This window comes from Lysinibacillus sp. NPDC097214 (assembly GCF_050277945.1).
Classification (GTDB): domain Bacteria; phylum Bacillota; class Bacilli; order Bacillales_A; family Planococcaceae; genus Lysinibacillus; species Lysinibacillus xylanilyticus_B.
Genome location: NZ_JBNNSS010000006.1, coordinates 136,631 through 156,124 on the forward strand (window position 1 = coordinate 136,631; position 19,494 = coordinate 156,124).

Annotated in this window: 16 protein-coding genes; 1 reads left to right on the top strand and 15 read right to left on the bottom strand. The window is 32.2% G+C overall.

Annotation, left to right across the window (positions count from 1 at the left end; translation table 11 throughout):
• Positions 1–95: 95 nt before the first annotated feature.
• The 5 genes from ACQKMI_RS15340 to ACQKMI_RS15360 all read right to left on the bottom strand — a co-directional run bounded on the left by ACQKMI_RS15340 (position 96) and on the right by ACQKMI_RS15360 (position 4,244).
• Entirely contained in the window at positions 96–479 is a 384-nt protein-coding gene (locus ACQKMI_RS15340; RefSeq protein WP_427490302.1) for a PilZ domain-containing protein, read from the bottom strand.
• A gap of 211 nt (positions 480–690) precedes the next feature.
• Positions 691–1,101: a flagellar export chaperone FliS gene (gene fliS, locus ACQKMI_RS15345; protein ID WP_427490304.1), complete on the bottom strand. Its 411-nt coding sequence runs from the start codon at positions 1,099–1,101 to the stop codon at positions 691–693.
• Between the two features lie 76 nt (positions 1,102–1,177).
• Positions 1,178–1,537, bottom strand: coding sequence for a flagellar protein FliT (locus tag ACQKMI_RS15350; protein ID WP_427490306.1), 360 nt, complete (start codon positions 1,535–1,537; stop codon positions 1,178–1,180).
• A 41-nt stretch (positions 1,538–1,578) separates the two neighbouring features.
• A complete protein-coding gene (fliD, locus tag ACQKMI_RS15355) occupies positions 1,579–3,855 on the bottom strand; it encodes a flagellar filament capping protein FliD (protein WP_427490308.1) in 2,277 nt (758 codons plus the stop codon).
• Between the two features lie 23 nt (positions 3,856–3,878).
• Positions 3,879–4,244 carry a flagellar protein FlaG gene (locus tag ACQKMI_RS15360; RefSeq protein ID WP_427490310.1) on the bottom strand — a complete coding sequence of 122 codons (366 nt, stop codon included), beginning with the start codon at positions 4,242–4,244 and terminating at the stop codon, positions 3,879–3,881.
• 884 nt (positions 4,245–5,128) lie between these two features.
• Here ACQKMI_RS15360 and ACQKMI_RS15365 point away from each other — a divergent pair.
• The gene (locus tag ACQKMI_RS15365) at positions 5,129–7,030 is read left to right on the top strand and encodes a glycosyltransferase (protein WP_427490312.1); all 1,902 of its coding nucleotides are present in this window, start codon (positions 5,129–5,131) and stop codon (positions 7,028–7,030) included.
• 921 nt (positions 7,031–7,951) lie between these two features.
• Here the strand turns inward: ACQKMI_RS15365 and ACQKMI_RS15370 are convergent.
• From ACQKMI_RS15370 to ACQKMI_RS15415, 10 genes are all read right to left on the bottom strand, one after another.
• Positions 7,952–8,854: an NAD-dependent epimerase/dehydratase family protein gene (locus ACQKMI_RS15370; protein ID WP_427490314.1), complete on the bottom strand. Its 903-nt coding sequence runs from the start codon at positions 8,852–8,854 to the stop codon at positions 7,952–7,954.
• A 204-nt stretch (positions 8,855–9,058) separates the two neighbouring features.
• Positions 9,059–9,208, bottom strand: a complete 150-nt coding sequence (locus ACQKMI_RS15375) for a hypothetical protein (RefSeq protein ID WP_427490316.1) — start codon at positions 9,206–9,208, stop codon at positions 9,059–9,061.
• A gap of 88 nt (positions 9,209–9,296) precedes the next feature.
• Entirely contained in the window at positions 9,297–11,102 is a 1,806-nt protein-coding gene (locus tag ACQKMI_RS15380; protein WP_427490318.1) for a thiamine pyrophosphate-binding protein, read from the bottom strand.
• A 193-nt stretch (positions 11,103–11,295) separates the two neighbouring features.
• Positions 11,296–11,586 carry a transposase gene (locus tag ACQKMI_RS15385; protein WP_427490320.1) on the bottom strand — a complete coding sequence of 97 codons (291 nt, stop codon included), beginning with the start codon at positions 11,584–11,586 and terminating at the stop codon, positions 11,296–11,298.
• A gap of 232 nt (positions 11,587–11,818) precedes the next feature.
• Positions 11,819–13,420, bottom strand: coding sequence for an aldolase catalytic domain-containing protein (locus ACQKMI_RS15390; RefSeq protein ID WP_427490322.1), 1,602 nt, complete (start codon positions 13,418–13,420; stop codon positions 11,819–11,821).
• A gap of 39 nt (positions 13,421–13,459) precedes the next feature.
• Positions 13,460–14,533, bottom strand: coding sequence for a CDP-glucose 4,6-dehydratase (gene rfbG, locus ACQKMI_RS15395; RefSeq protein ID WP_427490324.1), 1,074 nt, complete (start codon positions 14,531–14,533; stop codon positions 13,460–13,462).
• A gap of 5 nt (positions 14,534–14,538) precedes the next feature.
• Positions 14,539–15,315 (bottom strand): glucose-1-phosphate cytidylyltransferase, encoded by a 777-nt coding sequence (gene rfbF, locus ACQKMI_RS15400; protein ID WP_427490326.1) that lies wholly within the window; start codon positions 15,313–15,315, stop codon positions 14,539–14,541.
• Between the two features lie 9 nt (positions 15,316–15,324).
• The gene (gene rfbH / locus ACQKMI_RS15405) at positions 15,325–16,827 is read right to left on the bottom strand and encodes a lipopolysaccharide biosynthesis protein RfbH (protein ID WP_427490328.1); all 1,503 of its coding nucleotides are present in this window, start codon (positions 16,825–16,827) and stop codon (positions 15,325–15,327) included.
• 322 nt (positions 16,828–17,149) lie between these two features.
• The gene (locus ACQKMI_RS15410; protein WP_427490330.1) at positions 17,150–17,998 is read right to left on the bottom strand and encodes a class I SAM-dependent methyltransferase; all 849 of its coding nucleotides are present in this window, start codon (positions 17,996–17,998) and stop codon (positions 17,150–17,152) included.
• 5 nt (positions 17,999–18,003) lie between these two features.
• Positions 18,004–19,494, bottom strand: a complete 1,491-nt coding sequence (locus ACQKMI_RS15415) for an N-acetylneuraminate synthase family protein (protein WP_427490332.1) — start codon at positions 19,492–19,494, stop codon at positions 18,004–18,006.

The window sequence follows — 19,494 nt, forward strand, 5'->3', positions numbered from 1 at the left end:
CAAAAAAAAATTTTTTTCCTGCTTGAGCAGTATCAGTAAAAGCAAAGAAGATCGGTAAGGGATGAATAATATCCCTCCACTGATGAATTTTCACTTTACGAATGAATATTATTTAGTTTTGCCTCATCCGCTTCTTTTCTTCGGCGCAACTTCAACTCTTCGATAATCAAATCTTCAAGCGAATCTTGATTATTGAAATTCACGCCATACTGCTTACCATTACCAAAAGGACGGCTCCAAATGACTTCACCATAAGCTCGTACCTCTTTTGTATCCAAAATAAAGCGTAAATCCAAAGGACGAGGATTGGCACCTAAATCCACCTCAGTAAACATCTTTAACCCTCGTGGACTAATATCAAGCAAATCAGCCATTGCCGTTTGCGCTTGATTGACCCTACCATCCTCATATATGGCAAACGTCATTTTAACAGGCTCATCAAATTTAAATCGAAAGCCTTCTTGGCGTTTAAATATCATCTTCCCACCTCAATACTATTCTAAACATCTATGTAGCTTGATTATGACACGATGCATGTTTTACATCTAGAGGGAATAAGTAACATATCTTACTGAATAAAGACCTATTTTATGACTAACTAAACGTTTCTCTTTTGTAATGGCAAAAATGCCGTGTCTCTTTTTTCTGTAAAGAAAAGAGACCATCATGAATCGATGGCCTCTATGTTGTCTAAATTTGTCCAGCGTTTCCCTGACCGAATTGCTGCTGTCGATTGATGCGAATAACTTCCTTCCATGTATCACGGAATTCCGTCACTAATCCCTCAACTTCTTCAATAATAGCGACATCGTTTTGAATGTTTGCCTCGACTAAACGACGGTTGATATATTCATAAAGGGCAAACATATTTTTTGACACTTCGATATCCATATTCAAAGTCGACATCAGCTCACTAATAATTGCTTGTGCTTTTATAAGATTTGTATTTTTTTCTTGGATATTCTTTTCTTGAATTGCCAGTTTAGCTTTGTACAAGAACTTTAAACATCCATTATAAAGCATTAACGTCAGCTCACCAGGGGAAGCAGTGGTAACACTATTTTGTTTGTACGCATTTTGTGCTGTTAAATTTGCTGCCAATAAAGGACAACTCCTTTGAAAGGTTACTTTTTTACTAGTTTAAACCATTTTATAAAGAAAAGCGAATAGGTAAATGTTAATTCTTTTTGTCATAATACATGCCATCCATTACACGAACATTCGAGTATGGATTGAAGTATTGTCCTTCACTTTTCTTCGTTTTTTGTAGATTTGCCATATCCTGCTTTACGGCGCTCATGACAGTAGCCAATCGCTCCTTTATCCCATTATCTAATTCAAGTAACGTTCGATGAATACGATTCTGTTCGTCGAACTGAAAGCCTTCTTGAACCAAATCTTCAATAATTTTTCCACGCTTGTCCAACATGGTGTTGGCGTTGTCAATGTATTCATCACGTTCTTCGCCTTTTGGAATATCACCTAAAAGCTTAAATAAATTAGCTGATACCTGTAATAGTTGATCTATTAATTTCATAATATTCTCCTACTCTGCTAATTAGAAAAACCGCCAAAACCTTAACCTTGCATGAACATACTAGATTGTTGATTCGCTTTATTGATCGCCTTTTCCATAGCAGTGAATTGTCTCCAGTATCTAGCTTCAACATCCTGTAAACGAGCTTGTAATTTAGTAATACGATCATCAGTAGAAATTAACGATTTACCTAACGTAAATTGATTGTCGGTCATCGTTGAACGACCTGCTTTACGTTCAATCTCACGTGTGAAATCTGTAATAGAATCACGCACACGTCTTAATAATCCGCGTGTGTCCTCACCAGTTACACTATTTTTTTTACCGTCTTGAGTTAATGTATTAACAACACGATCTGGATCTTCAGCTAATGCTTTACGGAGTTTTGTTTCATCTATCACTAATTTACCGCCATCATTATAAGAACTTGATGTCGTAATACCCATTTCTGCTAGCGTATCAATAACTTGATCTCCCAGTCCATTTACGCGTCCTCCTAGAGCATTACGCATATCGCTTAAGCCATTTCGTAATATCGAGTCACTACGTAATAGACCACTCATAGCCTTTTCATCCCATAATTTTTGCTCACTTTCAGACATTTCTGCACGTTGTTCTGCAGTTAACGGAGCATAGGCACGATAGCGAGTTTCTTTCAATTGATTATTCAAGCCACCGATTAGCTCATTGTATTTACTAACGAATTCTTTAATTTTATCCACCATAGAGTCAATATCATTTGTAGAAGAAATACCTATGCCGTTTGTAGGTGTCCCTACAATGCTATTATTTTCATCAATATTTGACTCGTTAAAAGTACCATTTAGTTTAATTTCATAACCCGAAATATTAACCGAATTACTTTTACTTTCCATAACTAAACCATTTACAGCGTAGATTGCATTTTGACCTCTTGTCGCTAAATCTACATTCCCGGAAGTAGAAGCTTCTGTTTGTGTTAGGAAACCCAACTTTTCCAATAATTGTTTACCCGAGCTATTTGCATCACCCACAACTTGAATCTCACTTGTTACTGATGCATCATTAGCTTTACCCGAATTATTTGCAGTCATCGTTATTTGCCCATTTGAAAATAAAGCAGTTACACCAGCGCCTGAAGAATTTAAACGCTTAATAAACGAATCAATAGTATCAAATTTACTATAAGAAAAAGTTGTTTCCTTCATCTCACCATTGGCCTGTATAACATTTAACGTAAGTGCCCCATCCTCTAGACCTAAATGACCTAATACATTGCTTCCAGTTGGTTTTAAAGGTGAATCACCAGGTTGGTTTGCAATAATATGTGGGGAACTAGTAGTAGCTGTTTTTTGAATACCCAATTTATTTAATATTGTATATGAATCATCATCGGCTGCTGTTACTGACTTCTTAGCATCTGTAGAAGTAATAGAAAGCTGCCCTGTTTTTTCATTAAAAGATGCTTTAATGTCATTTCCTGTAGCATTAAGTTTATCAAGCAATGATTGAATCGTTTCGTCACTGTCTATTACAATTGATTTTGGGTCGTTTCCCACTTTTAATTCAAGATTTCCCGCTGAAATGCCTAAATCTGATAATAAAGTTGTTTTCGAAGCATTGGTTTTACCGTCTGCAAGCTTAATACTTTGTGATATTGTAGAAGGTGAAAAACCAAATGTTTTTAATTTCTCTTCACTCGCACTATCTGCAAAAGAATAACTAACATTTGCACCACCAATGGTAAATTTCCCTGTTGTTGTGTCATATTTTGAGTCAGTTAAGCCAGCAGCTTTAAGCTGATCGACAAAGCTATCAATTGATTCGTTGCTATTAATTGTTATTGTCTTCGGCACCGTTGTTTCTACACCATCAGCATCTTTTGTTGTTATATTAAGATTTATCGTACCTCCAGTAATTGGGTTTCCTTCACTATCCTTTAATAAACTTAAAGAATCTGTGCCTTTTGCATATCGATGGCTCGTCTGATTTATATCGCTGACACCTGTACTAGCATTTGTTGCAAGTTGTTTGATGGATTGAATATCCAAGCTTCCTGCAGCCCCAGTCCCTGCTTTTACAGATACTTTACTGCTGTTAACACCACTTACTGTAGAATTTTTGTTCACAAAATTACTTGATAAAATCATATTATCGAAAGTATAGTCGCTGAAAGTCTTTAGTTTTGCATTTATACCACGGTAGGCATCACGTTGCCATTCATATATTGTCTTTTGTTGTTGTAGTTTGTATAATGGAGCGCGCTCTGCCTTCATCAATTTTTCAACTAAACTATCGATATCCATCCCTGAGGCTAATCCACCAACTCTGTTTACCATCTCTTTGTTCCTCCTAGTTATCTTTATATTTTCTCGTCTACAATCATTCCAACCATTTTTTGCATTTCATAGAAAGCATCTAACAATTTTTTCGGTGGAATCTCCTTGATTACTTCATCTGTATCTCTATTCACTACTGCCACATAATATTGACCTAAGCCTTCATGATATATAAATTTCGAAGAGTTGGAATTGATCTCCAGAAAATCATTTACTGCATTAACAGCTTGTTGCAGTTTCTCTATTGAAATTTCTTGTTCTTCACCAACAGCAGTTACTTTTTCCTCTACCTGTTGAGGGACAGATTCAGTTGTAAAATTAGGATTTACATTTCCCTCCATATTAACAGCTTTAGTATCGATTGTTTGTCCTTGCGCGGCGATACGCATTATACTCAACCTCCTAAACTTTTCTTTTGCTTATCATTAATATCGGAAGCATTTAGTATTATTTCACGTTTTTGGTTAAACAAAATTGATTAGAGCTTTTTCAAACAAAATTCATTCATACTTTTCAACAAATTGCAAAAATTAAACATCTTAACTTTAATTAAATATAGAAAAACCTCAAATTCAGTTAAAAATACTGAATTTGAGGCATCTAGCATCTAATCAATGTTCAAAATAGTTATCTTCTTTATATTATAAATCTCTCTGAGAGCTGTCTATACCTTCTCTTCCAAAAAATACATTATTTTGCTAAGTTGTTTAAAATCACCAGATTACTTGTTCATTTCTCTAGCTTGTGTTTAAGTATGTATGAACGCTGAATTCGATGTTCCATTGATTTTACACTAAGTTCAACAAGTAAACTCTTAACATTTGACAAAAACGTTCTTCTTTTAAGCTCAACCTAGCCTTTAATATGATGCACAGCAAATACAATTTTAATCATCTAAAAGGGCGAGGGAACCTTACTCCAAGTCATTTAAACTAGCCGAAAAGCACTGTATATTTATGACTTCATCAATAGATTTGAAGACAACGCTATTATATATAAAACAATATATCACCGGAAGAATATCCTTTTCCTGTGAATAGAAAATTAATTTTATCAACATTAACCAATTCTGTCACCACTTTCGCTACAAGTGAAATTAAGTATTCAAAAAATGTTGATTCTTTGTTATGCTTGTCACATAATAATTCCTCCTTACAATTGTGATGGACAGGACTGCCCATCACAATTGTAAGGGATTTTTTTATCTTAAAATTTACTGTATTTTCAACTTTATTAGTAAAAATTCACACTTAACATCTGGAGGTAATATTCAATGCAAAATGAGGCAAGTAAAGAATTTTTCGAACAATTATTACTAAATATTTCAAGTTTTATACAAAACGAAAAATTAGAAGAAGCAAAGAATCTTTACGAAGAATACATAAAAAATTATATTTTTGAAATTAAAATAACTAATCAATCACTAGCAGCAGAAATCTATTATAATTATGCGATATTACTATTTAACATGCACGATTATGAAGGCTTTTTAGACAACTTATACTTTGCACAACAAAATAATTATAATTCTAACATCATTCACAATATTATTATTGAAGCGTTTATTACGCCGAATATAGAGGAATTTCAAAAAAATTATCAAAGTAACATTTTGACAATTAAAAATCGATATAAATATTTAGATATTCCAACTTTTAAGGAGCTAAGATATTGGCTATTACCTTTTTTTGAAAGTAAATTTTATATATATGATAAAGAAAACAAAAAATTAGTAAATAAATTGAATTTACATAATGATTTTGAACTTTTAATTAAAGAAGAAAATTTCGATGAGTTTTCTAACTTTTGCATTATCACAGAAGGCAATCTTGATAAAGTTTTATATGCTTCTAAATACATTTCTAAAAAAAATAAAGTTGGATATTTTGTGATAGAGGATATAATGTTATTTTATTCCTCACTTCAAGGTAAAAAAATAAACCCTAAAGATTGGGAATCGATAAATATTTTCCATTGTATTAAAGAATTAACTGATTTTATTAAAAATAAAAACTTAATTATTCCAAGAAATGTTATTAATTTTTCAAAAAAAATCACTTATCCTAAAGCGTTTTTAGATGAAATCCACCAAGAACGTCTAAACTATCCATTCGAAAAAGATAATGTTCTGATTAGTATTTGTATCCCTACTTATAATAGGGGACATAGAGCTTTAAATACTGTTAAAAAACTATTAGAATTCAATTATGACATTGAAATTGAAATTGTTGTTTCTAATAATGGGACAAAAAATGAGACTAAATATCACTATGATCAATTAAAAACAATTAATGATAGTAGATTAAATTATTTCGAATTTAAAGAAAACATGGGATTTGCAGTTAATTTATGTAAAGTATGCGAACTTGCAAATGGTAAATTTATATTATTGCTTAGCGATGAGGATTTAGTTAACGAAAAAATACTAGGAAAAATACTAAACTTTATTTCAAAAAATAATCAAGAAAATTCACTTGCCTTATTAAAAACTTCTGTAGAAAATTATTATAATTTACCAGATATAGCCAAAAATAAAGGCAAAGATGCTCTAGAACAATTTATGTTAACATCCAACTATATATCTGGACTTTTAATGAATAGAGAATTATTATACGCTTCTTGTGCATTAGAAAATACACTATCAAGTTTAAATAATTCTGTCTTTTATTACTATCCACATATGTATTTTGAATTGTTATTATGTGAAATGGGAAATGTCTGCTCTACTTCACTTCCTTTAATCCAACAAGGTATTGCAGAAGAATTTGACGGAAATGACAGCCAACATTACATTACATATAATAATGTTGTAATACCACAATATGCAACTATAGAAGGTAGAATGTCTCAGCACAAAGAATTTTTCAACATTATCTATAATCTCGAAGTGTCAAAAGATAATCCAGAGTTATTTAGAAATTTATATATTCGTTTAGTATCAAAAACTTTATTTTTATGTAAAATAAATATTTTTATTTATTATTCCAAAATTGCTAGTTTAACTTTTTGTAAAAAGGAATTTTTCAAAATTTATAACTACTGTATTAGTGAAGAGTTCTTCAAAGGGTCAAGACTGGAGAGGGAATTTGATATAAGCGTTATAAACCAACTTATTATATCAAGTGACTTTGCAGGGCTAATTGACCACGATCAATTAATTTACAATATTGATTAATAAATTGCTTTAAGCTACAGCGCCCTATTCTTACTTTTGGTGTTACTTCTGTAAAAGATGAATATTAGCACCATACCCAATTTTATGTAGTTTTGGTTCATTACCAAAAACTTGTGGTCATTTTTCTATGAATTAATAATTTAATATTTAACTATAGAAGAAAAGCGAAAATTCCCGTATCGTATTTGTTGGCTAGACAAACCACGAGAGGGATTTTCGCTTTGTACTCTAAGTTTATCAAAATACTATTACCGTTACCTATTTTTTCTAAGTTTCTTTTCAATCTGATGAAGAATCATACGTTTTTCCTGTTACAGTAGGTGCTTATTAAGTGCCCTGTTCAATTGCCAAGTGAAAACGATTCGTCATGGCTATGCTTGGCATCTCGGATGATGATTCCACCTCATCATTGTTTTACATGAAATCTAACGCTTACCTATGACTTTTGTTTAGGGATTGCAGAAGCGTCATCGGCTATGTTTGTAGAGAACTTATTCAACGTTACCATGGTCTTTCCATTGCTGGTGTGGCGAGTGAAATGAACTACCCTATTCTACTGTTGTGCATTGGTATTACTTGTATGCACCAGATTAATTAACAGAAGAAACAACTATCTGCGTTGATGAATTTGCTTGCGCAAAAGGATATAATTATACAAAAGTGTCTTAAATACGAAGACAGGAATTTGATCATTGTCCTCCGTAATCAAAAAGTAATCACCACTGTTTTACAAAAAGTGAAAGGGCAAATTCGTTCAGTTGTCAGTAATTTTGCACCTGCGATGGCATATGCGATTCAAACTTTTTATCCGGTTGCTATTTCATCTCATTTAATTTCCCGTAGATGCACTTCAAGAAGTTATTAGGATAAAAAGCTCTTGATACTTATGCAACATACAAGGTGGCTTTTCTTATAAATTTCCTACAACAAAGATTGAATTATCCTACTGGTTCCATTTGTGAAATCAATAGACGGTACAAATCCAACATCCTTTTTCAAATCATCAATATTCGCTCGCAAGTACATAACTTGATTATTGCTATATGGAATTCCTCCCAATTCAATTTGAAAATTAGGATCAATTTGATTTCTAATTTCATAAATATATTCATATAACGGTTTAGTTTGTCCACTTCCCAAGCAATAGACCTTTCCACCGATACCATTTATACCCAATAAATATAAAGCATTTGCAGCATCTTCACTAAATAAATAATCCCACATTTGTTCGCCTTTTGTGAACTGAGGTACTATTCCTTTCAATAATTTATTAATCGTCGACATAATCATAGTCTGCTCGTCATCATTTGGTCCATAGACACTAAAAATTCTAGTCCATATATGTTCCATATGCATTTGTTGACATAAAATTCGACTCATTTGGCCTGCACACAATTTTGCCACGCCATAGCCATTCTCAGGTAAGGTAGGAGTGGTTGGATAAATATCCCCATTAACTCTACCGTACTCAGCTTGCGAACCTGCGCCAATAAATTTAGTACAACCTAATCTATCTGCTAAGTGAACAGCATCAAGTGTGTATTTAACATTTCTATTCTGCAAATACATATCATTTCTTCCAGCACCAATTGTACCTTCCCAAGCAAAGTGATAAAAAACTTCATATTTACTATCATAGTTAAAACTTGATAAGTCGGATAGATCACACTCAACAACTTTAACATATTTCGATTTCGGAATTTTGTCTATACCCTTAGATCCTTTACGACAAATAGCTAAAACTTCTATGTTTTTCTCTAAGCACTGATTAATCAACGCTAAACCAATAACACCTGTTGGACCGTTAATTACTAATCGTTTCATTATTAATCCCTTATTTCCCCGTTTTTATTTAAACATTCAAAAAGACTCTGTAAAGCAAGTTTAATTTTTCTTTATGTCATTATAAATATCTAGCTCTATATTACCTTAATAAAAAAACCGTTGATTTTGAACCAGATTATTTTTATCCTTTTTCATAACAACATAACATTATCAATTGATAATTTATATTTATTTAAGTCTACATTAATAATCTTTTTTAATATTGTTCCTATCATAGCCACAATATACTTCATTATTAACTATTAATTCAAAATATTCATCTTGATATCTTTTAACAAATTCTTTGACTGAATTAACATCCGCTAAATCCAATTCATTTCTTATAGGTGTCACAATAGAATATCCATTACTTTCAAAAACTGTAGCTCTTGCTTTACTAATTCAGCAAGAGCCACCTGTTATTAATACATTTTTCACCTATTTAACCCTTTTCAAAGTATTTATTAGCCTCGTATTCTTTACGATCTAAAAATGGGTACATATCATCTATTGGTGGTGATACAATACGTCCATCCTCTAATACTTTCGAAGATAATTTGGGTTCAAAATTTTGCTTCTCATCAATAACAACTTCACAAATGATTGGACCTTCATTATTCAATACTTCTTGAATTTTTCCATTCATTCCTTTATGATTATCTATTTTTATATAAGGTAAATTATAAGCATACGATAACTTTGCTAAATCTGGGAAATTCAAACCATTACCTTCACAAACCCCTACTAATGGTTTCTTAAATAAGTTTGTTTGTGTTTGCCGAATCGAATGATATCCATTATTGTTTAAAATGAAAATTTTCATATTTAAATTATTGTAAACAACTGTCTGCAACTCTTGCATATTCATCTGAAAGCTACCGTCACCTTCTAAACAAATAATACGTTCTCCATTTGTTGCAACACAACAACCTAATGCCGCTGGAAATCCATATCCCATTGATGCACAACCTGAATTTGTAAATAATCTCTGATTCTTTTTAATTTGAGCTGCTTGGAAAGAAACTACACAAGCTGAACCATTACTAGCAACTATTTTATCTCCCTCAGATAATTCATTAAACAATTCATCCATAAAAACATATGGATTTACAGGCGTTTCCTTAATATAATGCCTTTCTAGTACAGCTGGATATTTAAAATTAATATTGCGACACCAATTTAGCCACTTTTGATGATTTCCTACACTCTCGTTTATCAAATTAACATTTAAAGATTTGATAACATCCTTAACATTTGCATGGATAGGCATATCAGGGCTTAAAGTAGGCTTTTTCAGTTCATTTTCATCAATATCTACAATAATCTTATATGCAGATTTAGCAAAATCTTTGTAGTTATAGCTAATTTGTCTAATATTGAGTCGAGAGCCTAATACGATAATTAAATCACTATTTTCAACTACAAAATTCCCTCCTCGTGTGCCTACGGTTCCAGGGCGTCCACAATATAATTCATGACCATCCCATAACAAATCATGCGCGTTCCAAGCTGTAACTACTGGGATTCTTAATTTCTCAATTAATTCTATAAATTCTTCATGTGCATGACCTAAACGAATTCCGCTACCAGCAAAGATTACTGGCTTTTTGGCTTTTTTAATATTTTCGAGTATTATTGGTGTTAGTGAATGGTCATAAACAGGATTTTCCTCTTTTTCTAATTCACTTTTATCATATCCCTCTAATTCATCGGTCTCTACAAATGCTGCTTGAACGTCTAAAGGTATATCTAGCCAAACAGGGCCACCTCGTCCACTTTGACATAAAAACCATGCTTTTTCTAAATGATATCTAATCTCTTTTTCATCTGTAATCATATGCGCATATTTCGTCATTGTTTTTACACAATCTACAATATTAAATTCTTGATCCCCTAATTGTCTCAGCAGAACATCAGTAGACCTTATAGTAGTTTCTCTTTTAACTTGTCCTGAAACTACAAACATAGGTATTGAATCTAGCCAACCACCTAATACACCTGTTAACGTATTTGTACCACCAGGACCACTAGTTACACAAACAGCGGAAACTTTCCCACTTAGTCTAGTATATCCTTCAGCAGCTATTGCACTAGCTTGTTCGTGGTGATTATAAATGCAATGTAATTTTTCATGATGACCAAAAGCATCGTTTAAATGCATTGCCCCACCACCAGTAATAGTAAAAACATGTTTTATGCCTTTACTCACAAAAAAGTCAGCTATATAGTTTGCTACTTTAATTTTCATGACAGTTCCTTCTTCCTACTCTGAATAATCATTATGTAAATTTTTAGGGTTTATTAATTAAAAAGGAAATCTTTCTTTTATCAAAAAACTAAAATATTTTTTATTTTGCAGGCTATAAAATTAGTAAAACTAAGATGTAATTTAATTCCTGGATATTTGCTGTGATAGGCAGCACGAGGTAAACATGTTTTGCCTACTGTATTTGTGGTAATGTTTTCGGTATGTTCAATTGACGACGAGCTGCACGATTGAGCTTTCCGACAATCACTTCAAAAATACGTTTGATGATGTCATAATCAAATACTTTTAAATGTTTAGAAAGCGATGAATGATTCACCGAAACAAGGCATTTACTTGGGCCCGTATCCGCTGCGTGGCATAAACTTTCCCACTCATTCGTGGCGGCACGAACTAAAAACGAAATGAGTGTTGTAACATTACATTTTCGTGCTGTTTCTACATAACTGAATTCGCTTGAGATCAATTGTCATTCTGCCTCTGATAGAAAGTTTTGAATGGGCTTAAAAATCGTGTTATTCTCTTTCAAGAGAGATTCCTCATTTCGTAATTGTTGTAGTAACTAACATTTTACATGAGAATCTCTCTTTTATTTGATTTTCATTTAGAAACTGGATAAACAAACGCGTGAAATGAAACTTCAAATTCCCATTGAAAAGTTTGGTGTTTTATTATTTTTATATTAAATCTCACTGTATTTACTCAATAACATACAATGATTTTGTTATAAAACTTACTACTGTAGAAATATCCAATCTTGATAAACTAGCAATTGTATCATTATTAATTTCTATTGCTTTTTCTTTTGTAAAAGAATATTCCATATCCGAATCAACATAATCCGGAACCTTTGACGTTGAATAACCATCAAAACCAGCTAACTCTACTCTCTTCGCTTTACAGTCATCCATTAATTTTATTAACATAATTAGTGGGTTATCTACAAACTGCGCTTTTTCATCTAAAAGAGAACTATAACGTAATTTATAATCAAATCGTCCTTTAGCTTTTGCCACATTAGAAGTTGCAATCAGTTTTACTTTGGAATCTAAGTTCTTTAACCTAGAAGCCATTTGAACATATCTGAGAGAATTACTAATAAATATAAAGTCCACATCATATTCCGGTAAATAATTCACAGCAATTACCACTGGCTTATTTGTATCCATAAAATTTTGAATTGTATTGCGTTCATTTACTATCGAGTTCCCTGACCCTAGTAATAGTATATCTTTTTGATAAAAAATCTTTTTTAACTGCTCTATATATTCAGTATCATCACAATCTTGTTTTTGATGAACTAAATAAAGTTGTTCTATATGTTCCTGGTCATAAAATAACTTATTTTGTTCCTCTATTTTCCTTAACACATCATTAATAGATTTCATTGATAGTGTCTTTTTTTCCATAAGGTATGTTACATAATTAGGATGACAAGAGTGTAGTGCTGAAATAAAGAATTTTAGTGAATATCCCCATGGAACACTTTCATACATCCCCAAAATATTTACATTTATTGCTTCTAATATTTGCTCTATGTCATATACTTTATTTAGATTCTCGTTCATATACATTGCTAATAATTCAAGTGGAGCATTACCTGCTCCTTTCCCCATTCCATACAATGTGCCATCAACTAAAATAGTGCGATTATTAGGCGCTGTTTCAATAATTTCTATGCAATTCGCATAAGCCAATTGAAAATTATTGTGTGAGTGATACCCTAGTCCGATCGATTCCTTTAAATGGGTATTTGCCAATTTAAAGTAATGCATTAACTGTACTTTATGAAGCAATCCATATGTATCCACTACAGAAAAAGCATATGGATTTAATTTATTGACTAATTTTATTAACTCCATATACTCATCATCTGAATAACTAGTAATTGATACCGCTTGTACAAATACTTCGTAACCCAATTGTTTAATTTGTTGACAATAATCAATTGCTGCAACCATATCATTTTTCTTAAATATTACTCGAATTCCATCTAAATAGCACTCATTGCTAGGAAGAAGAGTTTCGATATTACATGTTCCAAAATCAATCATCCCAACAACTATTGAGTTTCCCTTATCTAAAGAGCCAAAAATCTCATTAATTGCTTCGCAATTAGGCATAATAGTCCTATCATAATCCTTTACTCTTCGCTCATCTAAAAAACCAATTTCAATAACATCTATTGTTGCACTACATAGTCGATCAAAAATATTGACAATATTATTATATCCAAAAGCCCAATCATTTAAATAGCCGCCATCTCTTAGAGTACAATCTAATAGTTTAATATTTTTCATTAATATACCTCCTCTCTTAAATTTTATTTTACTTTCGGATTAGCCTTCATTCATATATTCCTCTATCTGTTCTAAACACATTTCATAGGCTTGCTTGCCTGAGTTAACACTTTCATGCCAATTTATAATGTTCATTAAAGTTTGTTCAATATTCCACTTTGGCTGCCATTTTAATAACTCTACTGACTTTGTACAATCCAAATTTAATAAATTTGTTTCATGTACTTGATCACCTTCTTGAATCTTATATTCAACAAAGCCTGAGCTCGCATTTTTTATATACTCGACTATATACATAACATCTTTAGTTTCGCTAATTACTGGGCCAAAATTCCATGCTCCTGTCCATTTAGACCCATCTTTATACAATTTTTCACAAAGCATCATATACCCTGCTAAAGGTTCCAATACATGTTGCCAAGGACGTACAGCATTTGGATTTCGGATTTCAATATCCCTATTATTTTCTAAAGCTCTAAAGATATCTGGAATTAGTCGATCTTTGGCCCAATCTCCTCCCCCTATAACATTTCCAGCACGAGCAGTTGCAATGGCTACTCCATGCTGTGCATATAGATTTGGATTAAAGAAAGAATTGATATATGATGAAGTAATGAACTCTGAACATGTCTTACTATTTGAGTATGGATCATAGCCACCTAATCGATCTGTTTCACGATAGCCCTTAACCCATTCCTTATTTTCATAAACTTTATCGGTTGTGACATTGACAATTGCTTTAATTGAGTCACATTCACGTGCAGCCTCTAGCAAATTCACTGTCCCCATAACATTAATTGCATATGTATCTACTGGATTGGCATAGGATTCACGTACTATTGGTTGCGCAGCCAAATGAATTATAATGTCGGGTTGAAACTCAATTATCATTTGCTTTAAATATTCTAAATCTCGAATATCCCCAATTATAGATTCCATTAGATTATCGACATTAGCTTGTTTAAATAAAGAGGGTTCAGTATTAGGTTCTAGCGCATAGCCACATACTTGTGCACCAAGTTTATTTAACCAAATTGATAGCCAAGATCCTTTAAAACCTGTATGACCTGTTAAAAACACTTTTTTATCTATCCAAAATGATTTATCAATCATATAATCTACTCCCATATTTTCCATGGTGCTTTCTCAAATTTCCATAAATCCTCCAACAAACGATTATCCCTTAGTGTATCCATTGGTTGCCAAAACCCTTTATGTTTATAAGCTTTTAATTCCTGATTTAGAGCAAGATTTTGTAATGGCTCTGCCTCAAATGTCGTTTCATCCCCAACAATATAATCAATTACTTCTGGCTCTAATACAAAAAAACCTGCATTAATCCACCCACCATCACCTTTTGGCTTCTCTTTAAAGCCAAATACCTCATTATCTCCTCCTATTTCTAGCGCACCAAATCGACCACTTGGTTGTATGGTTGTAACAGTAGCTGATTTGCCATGTGATTTGTGATACTCTATTAGATCTTTAATATTCACATCAGAAACACCATCACCGTATGTGAGCATAAATGTTTCATTATCAAGATAATCCTTTACTCGCTTTAAACGGCCACCAGTCATTGTTTCTAATCCAGTATCTACTAGTGTAACCTTCCATGGTTCAGCTGTCACATGATGGATAATTTGTTTATTTCCATTTCTAAAATCAAATGTAACGTCTGATTCATGTAAAAAATAATGTGCAAAATATTCTTTTACATAAAAAGATTTATACCCTAAACAAATTACAAAATCATTAAATCCATAATGCGAATATGTTTTCATAATATGCCAAAGAATAGGCTTACCGCCGATTTCAATCATTGGTTTTGGTTTAAGATGAGATTCTTCACTAATACGTGTTCCAAATCCACCAGCTAAAATAACTACTTTCATTTTATCACCTCAAAGTTTTGCGAATTCTACTGCTTCTATTATTTTCTTACTCATATAATCAATCATTTCATCAGTTAATCCCGGATATACACCAACTAAAAATGTATCATTCATAATCTTGTCCGTATTCTTTAAATCACTTGCAAGACGATATTCAGAACTGACAAATGCAGGCTGCTTTGTTAAATTACCTGCAAATAGCATTCTTGTTTGAACTTTATTTTTTTCAAGATATTGAGTTATTTTATTGCGTGAAACCTTACTACCATCTTTTACTGTTAAAATTAAACCAAACCAACTAGGCTCACTATTAGGTGTTTTTTCTGGTAATATCAGATCTTCTTGAAGAACTATTAAATTTGACTTAAGTCGATTAAAATTATGAATTCTCCTTTCAATGAATATAGGAAGTTTCTTTAACTGCTCTAAACCAATAGCAGCTTGCATATCTGTAACTTTTAAATTATAACCAATATGTGAATATGTATATTTATGATCATAACCTTGAGGTAATTGTCCAAGTTGCCAATCAAAACGTTTGTTACACGTATCATCACAACCAGATGGACACCAACAATCCCGTCCCCAGTCTCTAAACGATTCAATAATCATCTTTAATTTTGGATTATTCGTATATACTGCTCCACCCTCACCCATAGTCATATGATGCGGAGGATAGAAACTAGAAGTACCAATATGACCATGAGTACCTGTTAATTTACCGTTATATTTTGCACCAAGAGCATCACAATTGTCTTCAATTACCCATAAACCATACTTATTAGCTACTTCCATAACTGTATCTAAATCAAAAGGGTTCCCCATTGTATGTGCAATTACAATAGCTTTCGTTTTGTCTGATACGGCTTGCTCAATTTGATTTGCAGAAATATTATAAGTCCCTAAATCAATGTCCACAAAGACAGGGATTAGTCTATTTTGTAAAATTGGAGCTACAGTTGTAGGGAATCCCGCTGCAACTGTTATTACTTCATCGCCCGGTAGTAGACGTTTATCTCCTAACTTAGGTGAAGTTAGTGCCGAAACTGCTAATAAGTTTGCCGATGAACCTGAATTCGTTAGGAGTGCATATTTTACACCTAAATACTTTGCAAAATCAGTTTCAAATTGTTTGCAGAAACGGCCTGAAGTTAACCAAAAGTCTAAAGATGCATCTGTTAAAGCTATCATTTCATCTTTATCATAGATTCTACCTGCATAACTTAATTGACTTTCTCCGGAAACAAATTCCTTTTTTTGATGAAACAAATCATGGAATTCTTCTACTTTGTTGAAAATCATTTCACGCTTTGCCTTTTCTAATAATTCTTGTGAAATTGAGCCTACTAAATTAATGGATTTCTCTTTTAATTCTTCAAATGTGAATTCTTCTATTTGATTAGAAATAATACTTTGATTTATATAACCCATTGTAACAATCGTTTTTTTATTACACTCTACAACTATCTGTAATTTATCTTCTATTTTTAAAATATCTCCTATTTTAACCATCGTATACTCCTATTTAGTTAAGTATTATTGAAGAATTAATCAACATTTATCTACTTGCTTAATAATAAACTTTTGTATTTTTTAGTATGATAAGTTAACTTATATAAATTACTTCATCTTTTATTTTTTTTAATTCTTTTTACGCATTTAACTAGTTATACTGTCGTTTCTGCTGTAAACTTAGAACTCACAAACTTTAATTTTACAGCTGTTAGAATTATTATGAAATCGACAGCAAAAAGTGAGTCTTGAAGATCTAGTTAATAACAATAATCTTACTACAAAAAAATTATTTACTACTGACCCTTAATTTGATTAACTCTTAATCAATTACTTGAAATTCACCAATTATAGTATCACATTTACCAAGTGCAGCTAATGAACTTTCATAAGACTGTCTTAATAATGGATTATCTAATATACCAAAATGATTATGTCCACCTGGCATTCCCTTACTGAGCCAATACAAATGATTACTTAAGGGATACCTTTGAATTTGTTTCACAGCTTTCACAGAGTACCCAGCATTTTTTAACAACGACTTTAATGTAAACTCATTATATAAATACAGATGACAACTCCAATATGTAAAACTGGCAAATGCCTCATTGTTGAATAATGTCAATAGAGCATCATCAGCATTAGGAACTTCTATCACTAAAATTCCATTTGGTTTCAAATATTTCTTTAATTTTCCAAGTGTTTCTGTAGGATTAACTAAATGCTCAACAACGTGAAATAGAGTAATTACGTCATATTTTTCTTCAAGTTCATCTATATTAGAATAACATTTAATTCCCTCACCATTAATAATTTTATTTAAAGCTTTATCTAATTCAACACCATGAATTTCTTCACACAGCTCATTTCCTAGGTGCAAGAAACCTCCAGCACCACATCCAAAATCAAGAACTTTTTTACCAATTATTTTATTTTTCAAATCATTAAATCGACGTCTATCATCAACAATTGATTGTTGACGATAATTCTTTATATCAACTTTGCCATTCATCATACCTGATTCTTCATAAAATTCATTTGATATATGCTCAAATGAAGACAAAAACACTAATGTACATTGTTCACATTCCAGAACTTGAATATCACTGCGATCCCTTACACGTTCAAAACGCATTTTTATTTTATCGGATCCACATAAAGAACATTTCATTGTACTCACCACTCTCTAATAATTGTCTTTCTCTCAATTAAATCTAATTTAGAAATTTCTTTGTCCTGATAATAAGAATCTCCTTTAACATGTGTTGTAGAAATCTCTTCGAAAATCGCACCTGTTTTAGATGAGAAGGAATGAATTTGACCTCGTAACACTGTTTTCATATCCCCTGGGTGCATAATGGATTTCGAACCATTTATCTCAACTTCTAAATCTCCATATAGTAATTGGAATGTTTCTTCTTTTATTTTATGAAGATGACGTGGGTGTTTTTGTCCAGGTAAAACAATGATTAATTTTTTACAGTATTCGCGATTTACGATATTAATAATAATGGCTCCAATTTGTCTGAAATTTTTCATACCATAATGGTGCGATAATTCCACTTCGAAATCATTACCCAATGCAATACCCGCCTCAAACAGCATACCTTTTGCATCATGAATAACGCTTCTAGCACTTTTTATATCAGATGTATACTTTTTTTCATAAATTGGAGCGTTTATGCTATATTCTTTTGTCGCAACTAATCCATCATACATATCCCCACTGCTTAGCTGTCCTTCTTGATATGGCATCGCAAAGAATACATCGTTTTCCGTAATCTTATCTCCAATTGCAATCGTTTTTTTCGCATAAACTCCTCTCATCAAAGAGTTTAATGAGTCAAGTTCTGCTTGGCTGATATATTTTGTATTTTCTTTCTTCAAGCCACAAATATCTCTTGCAGTAACAATAGATTTTACCCATCTATCAGCTTGTGATGGATTCATTGAATATGTATTGAGTGTGATTGTTTCTGTCGGTAAACCTACATGACGCTCATGGATTTTTGCTCCTTTTGCTGCAGCCAACATCGAAACGATATTATCGTCAGGATTTTCATGCCCTGAATACCCAATCGTAATATTTCGATAGCGCTTCTTCATTCGGTCTATAAAATCTAGCTGAAGTCTTTCCATTGGTGCTGGATATTCTGCTACACAATGTAATAATGCAAACTCACAATTTCTATGAGTAAAGAAATTAAATATTTTATCAATATCAGCTATTGTTTTCCCACCCGTTGAAATAATAAGGGGTTTGCCTGTAGCAGCAGCAGCTTCAAGTAACGGCCAATCCATCGCACTACAGCTTGCTATTTTAATGACATCTAATCCTTGTTCAACGCACCAGTTAACACCCGTTTCATCGAATGGTGTACTCATCGCAATCATACCTTCTGATTTAATAGCATCTATTAATTCACAAAATTGCTCAAAATTTAATTTTGTACTCATAAATCTTGGTATGTGATTTATATCTGTTCTTTCTTTAAAGTCTGGATGTACAAAGGAATCAATATCACGATATTGCAATTTCACAGCAGCGTTCACATTGTATTTTCTAGAAATTTTGCCCATCTCTTTAATGATGCTAATGCCATGTTCTACACTACCTTGGTGGCTATTCGCCATCTCAAAAATTATTAAATTATCAAATATACTCAT

What these genes read in the sequence shown, in the direction of transcription:
- ACQKMI_RS15360 (WP_427490310.1), bottom strand. Translation starts at nt 4,244, where the DNA reads ATGCGTATCGCCGCGCAAGGACAAACAATCGATACTAAAGCTGTTAAT.
- ACQKMI_RS15380 (WP_427490318.1), bottom strand. Translation starts at nt 11,102, where the DNA reads ATGAAAATTAAAGTAGCAAACTATATAGCTGACTTTTTTGTGAGTAAA.
- fliD (WP_427490308.1), bottom strand. Translation starts at nt 3,855, where the DNA reads ATGGTAAACAGAGTTGGTGGATTAGCCTCAGGGATGGATATCGATAGT.
- ACQKMI_RS15410 (WP_427490330.1), bottom strand. Translation starts at nt 17,998, where the DNA reads ATGAAATGTTCTTTATGTGGATCCGATAAAATAAAAATGCGTTTTGAA.
- rfbF (WP_427490326.1), bottom strand. Translation starts at nt 15,315, where the DNA reads ATGAAAGTAGTTATTTTAGCTGGTGGATTTGGAACACGTATTAGTGAA.
- ACQKMI_RS15370 (WP_427490314.1), bottom strand. Translation starts at nt 8,854, where the DNA reads ATGAAACGATTAGTAATTAACGGTCCAACAGGTGTTATTGGTTTAGCG.
- ACQKMI_RS15340 (WP_427490302.1), bottom strand. Translation starts at nt 479, where the DNA reads ATGATATTTAAACGCCAAGAAGGCTTTCGATTTAAATTTGATGAGCCT.
- rfbG (WP_427490324.1), bottom strand. Translation starts at nt 14,533, where the DNA reads ATGATTGATAAATCATTTTGGATAGATAAAAAAGTGTTTTTAACAGGT.
- ACQKMI_RS15390 (WP_427490322.1), bottom strand. Translation starts at nt 13,420, where the DNA reads ATGAAAAATATTAAACTATTAGATTGTACTCTAAGAGATGGCGGCTAT.
- ACQKMI_RS15350 (WP_427490306.1), bottom strand. Translation starts at nt 1,537, where the DNA reads ATGAAATTAATAGATCAACTATTACAGGTATCAGCTAATTTATTTAAG.
- ACQKMI_RS15415 (WP_427490332.1), bottom strand. Translation starts at nt 19,494, where the DNA reads ATGAGTATATTTGATAATTTAATAATTTTTGAGATGGCGAATAGCCAC.
- ACQKMI_RS15365 (WP_427490312.1), top strand. Translation starts at nt 5,129, where the DNA reads ATGCAAAATGAGGCAAGTAAAGAATTTTTCGAACAATTATTACTAAAT.
- rfbH (WP_427490328.1), bottom strand. Translation starts at nt 16,827, where the DNA reads ATGGTTAAAATAGGAGATATTTTAAAAATAGAAGATAAATTACAGATA.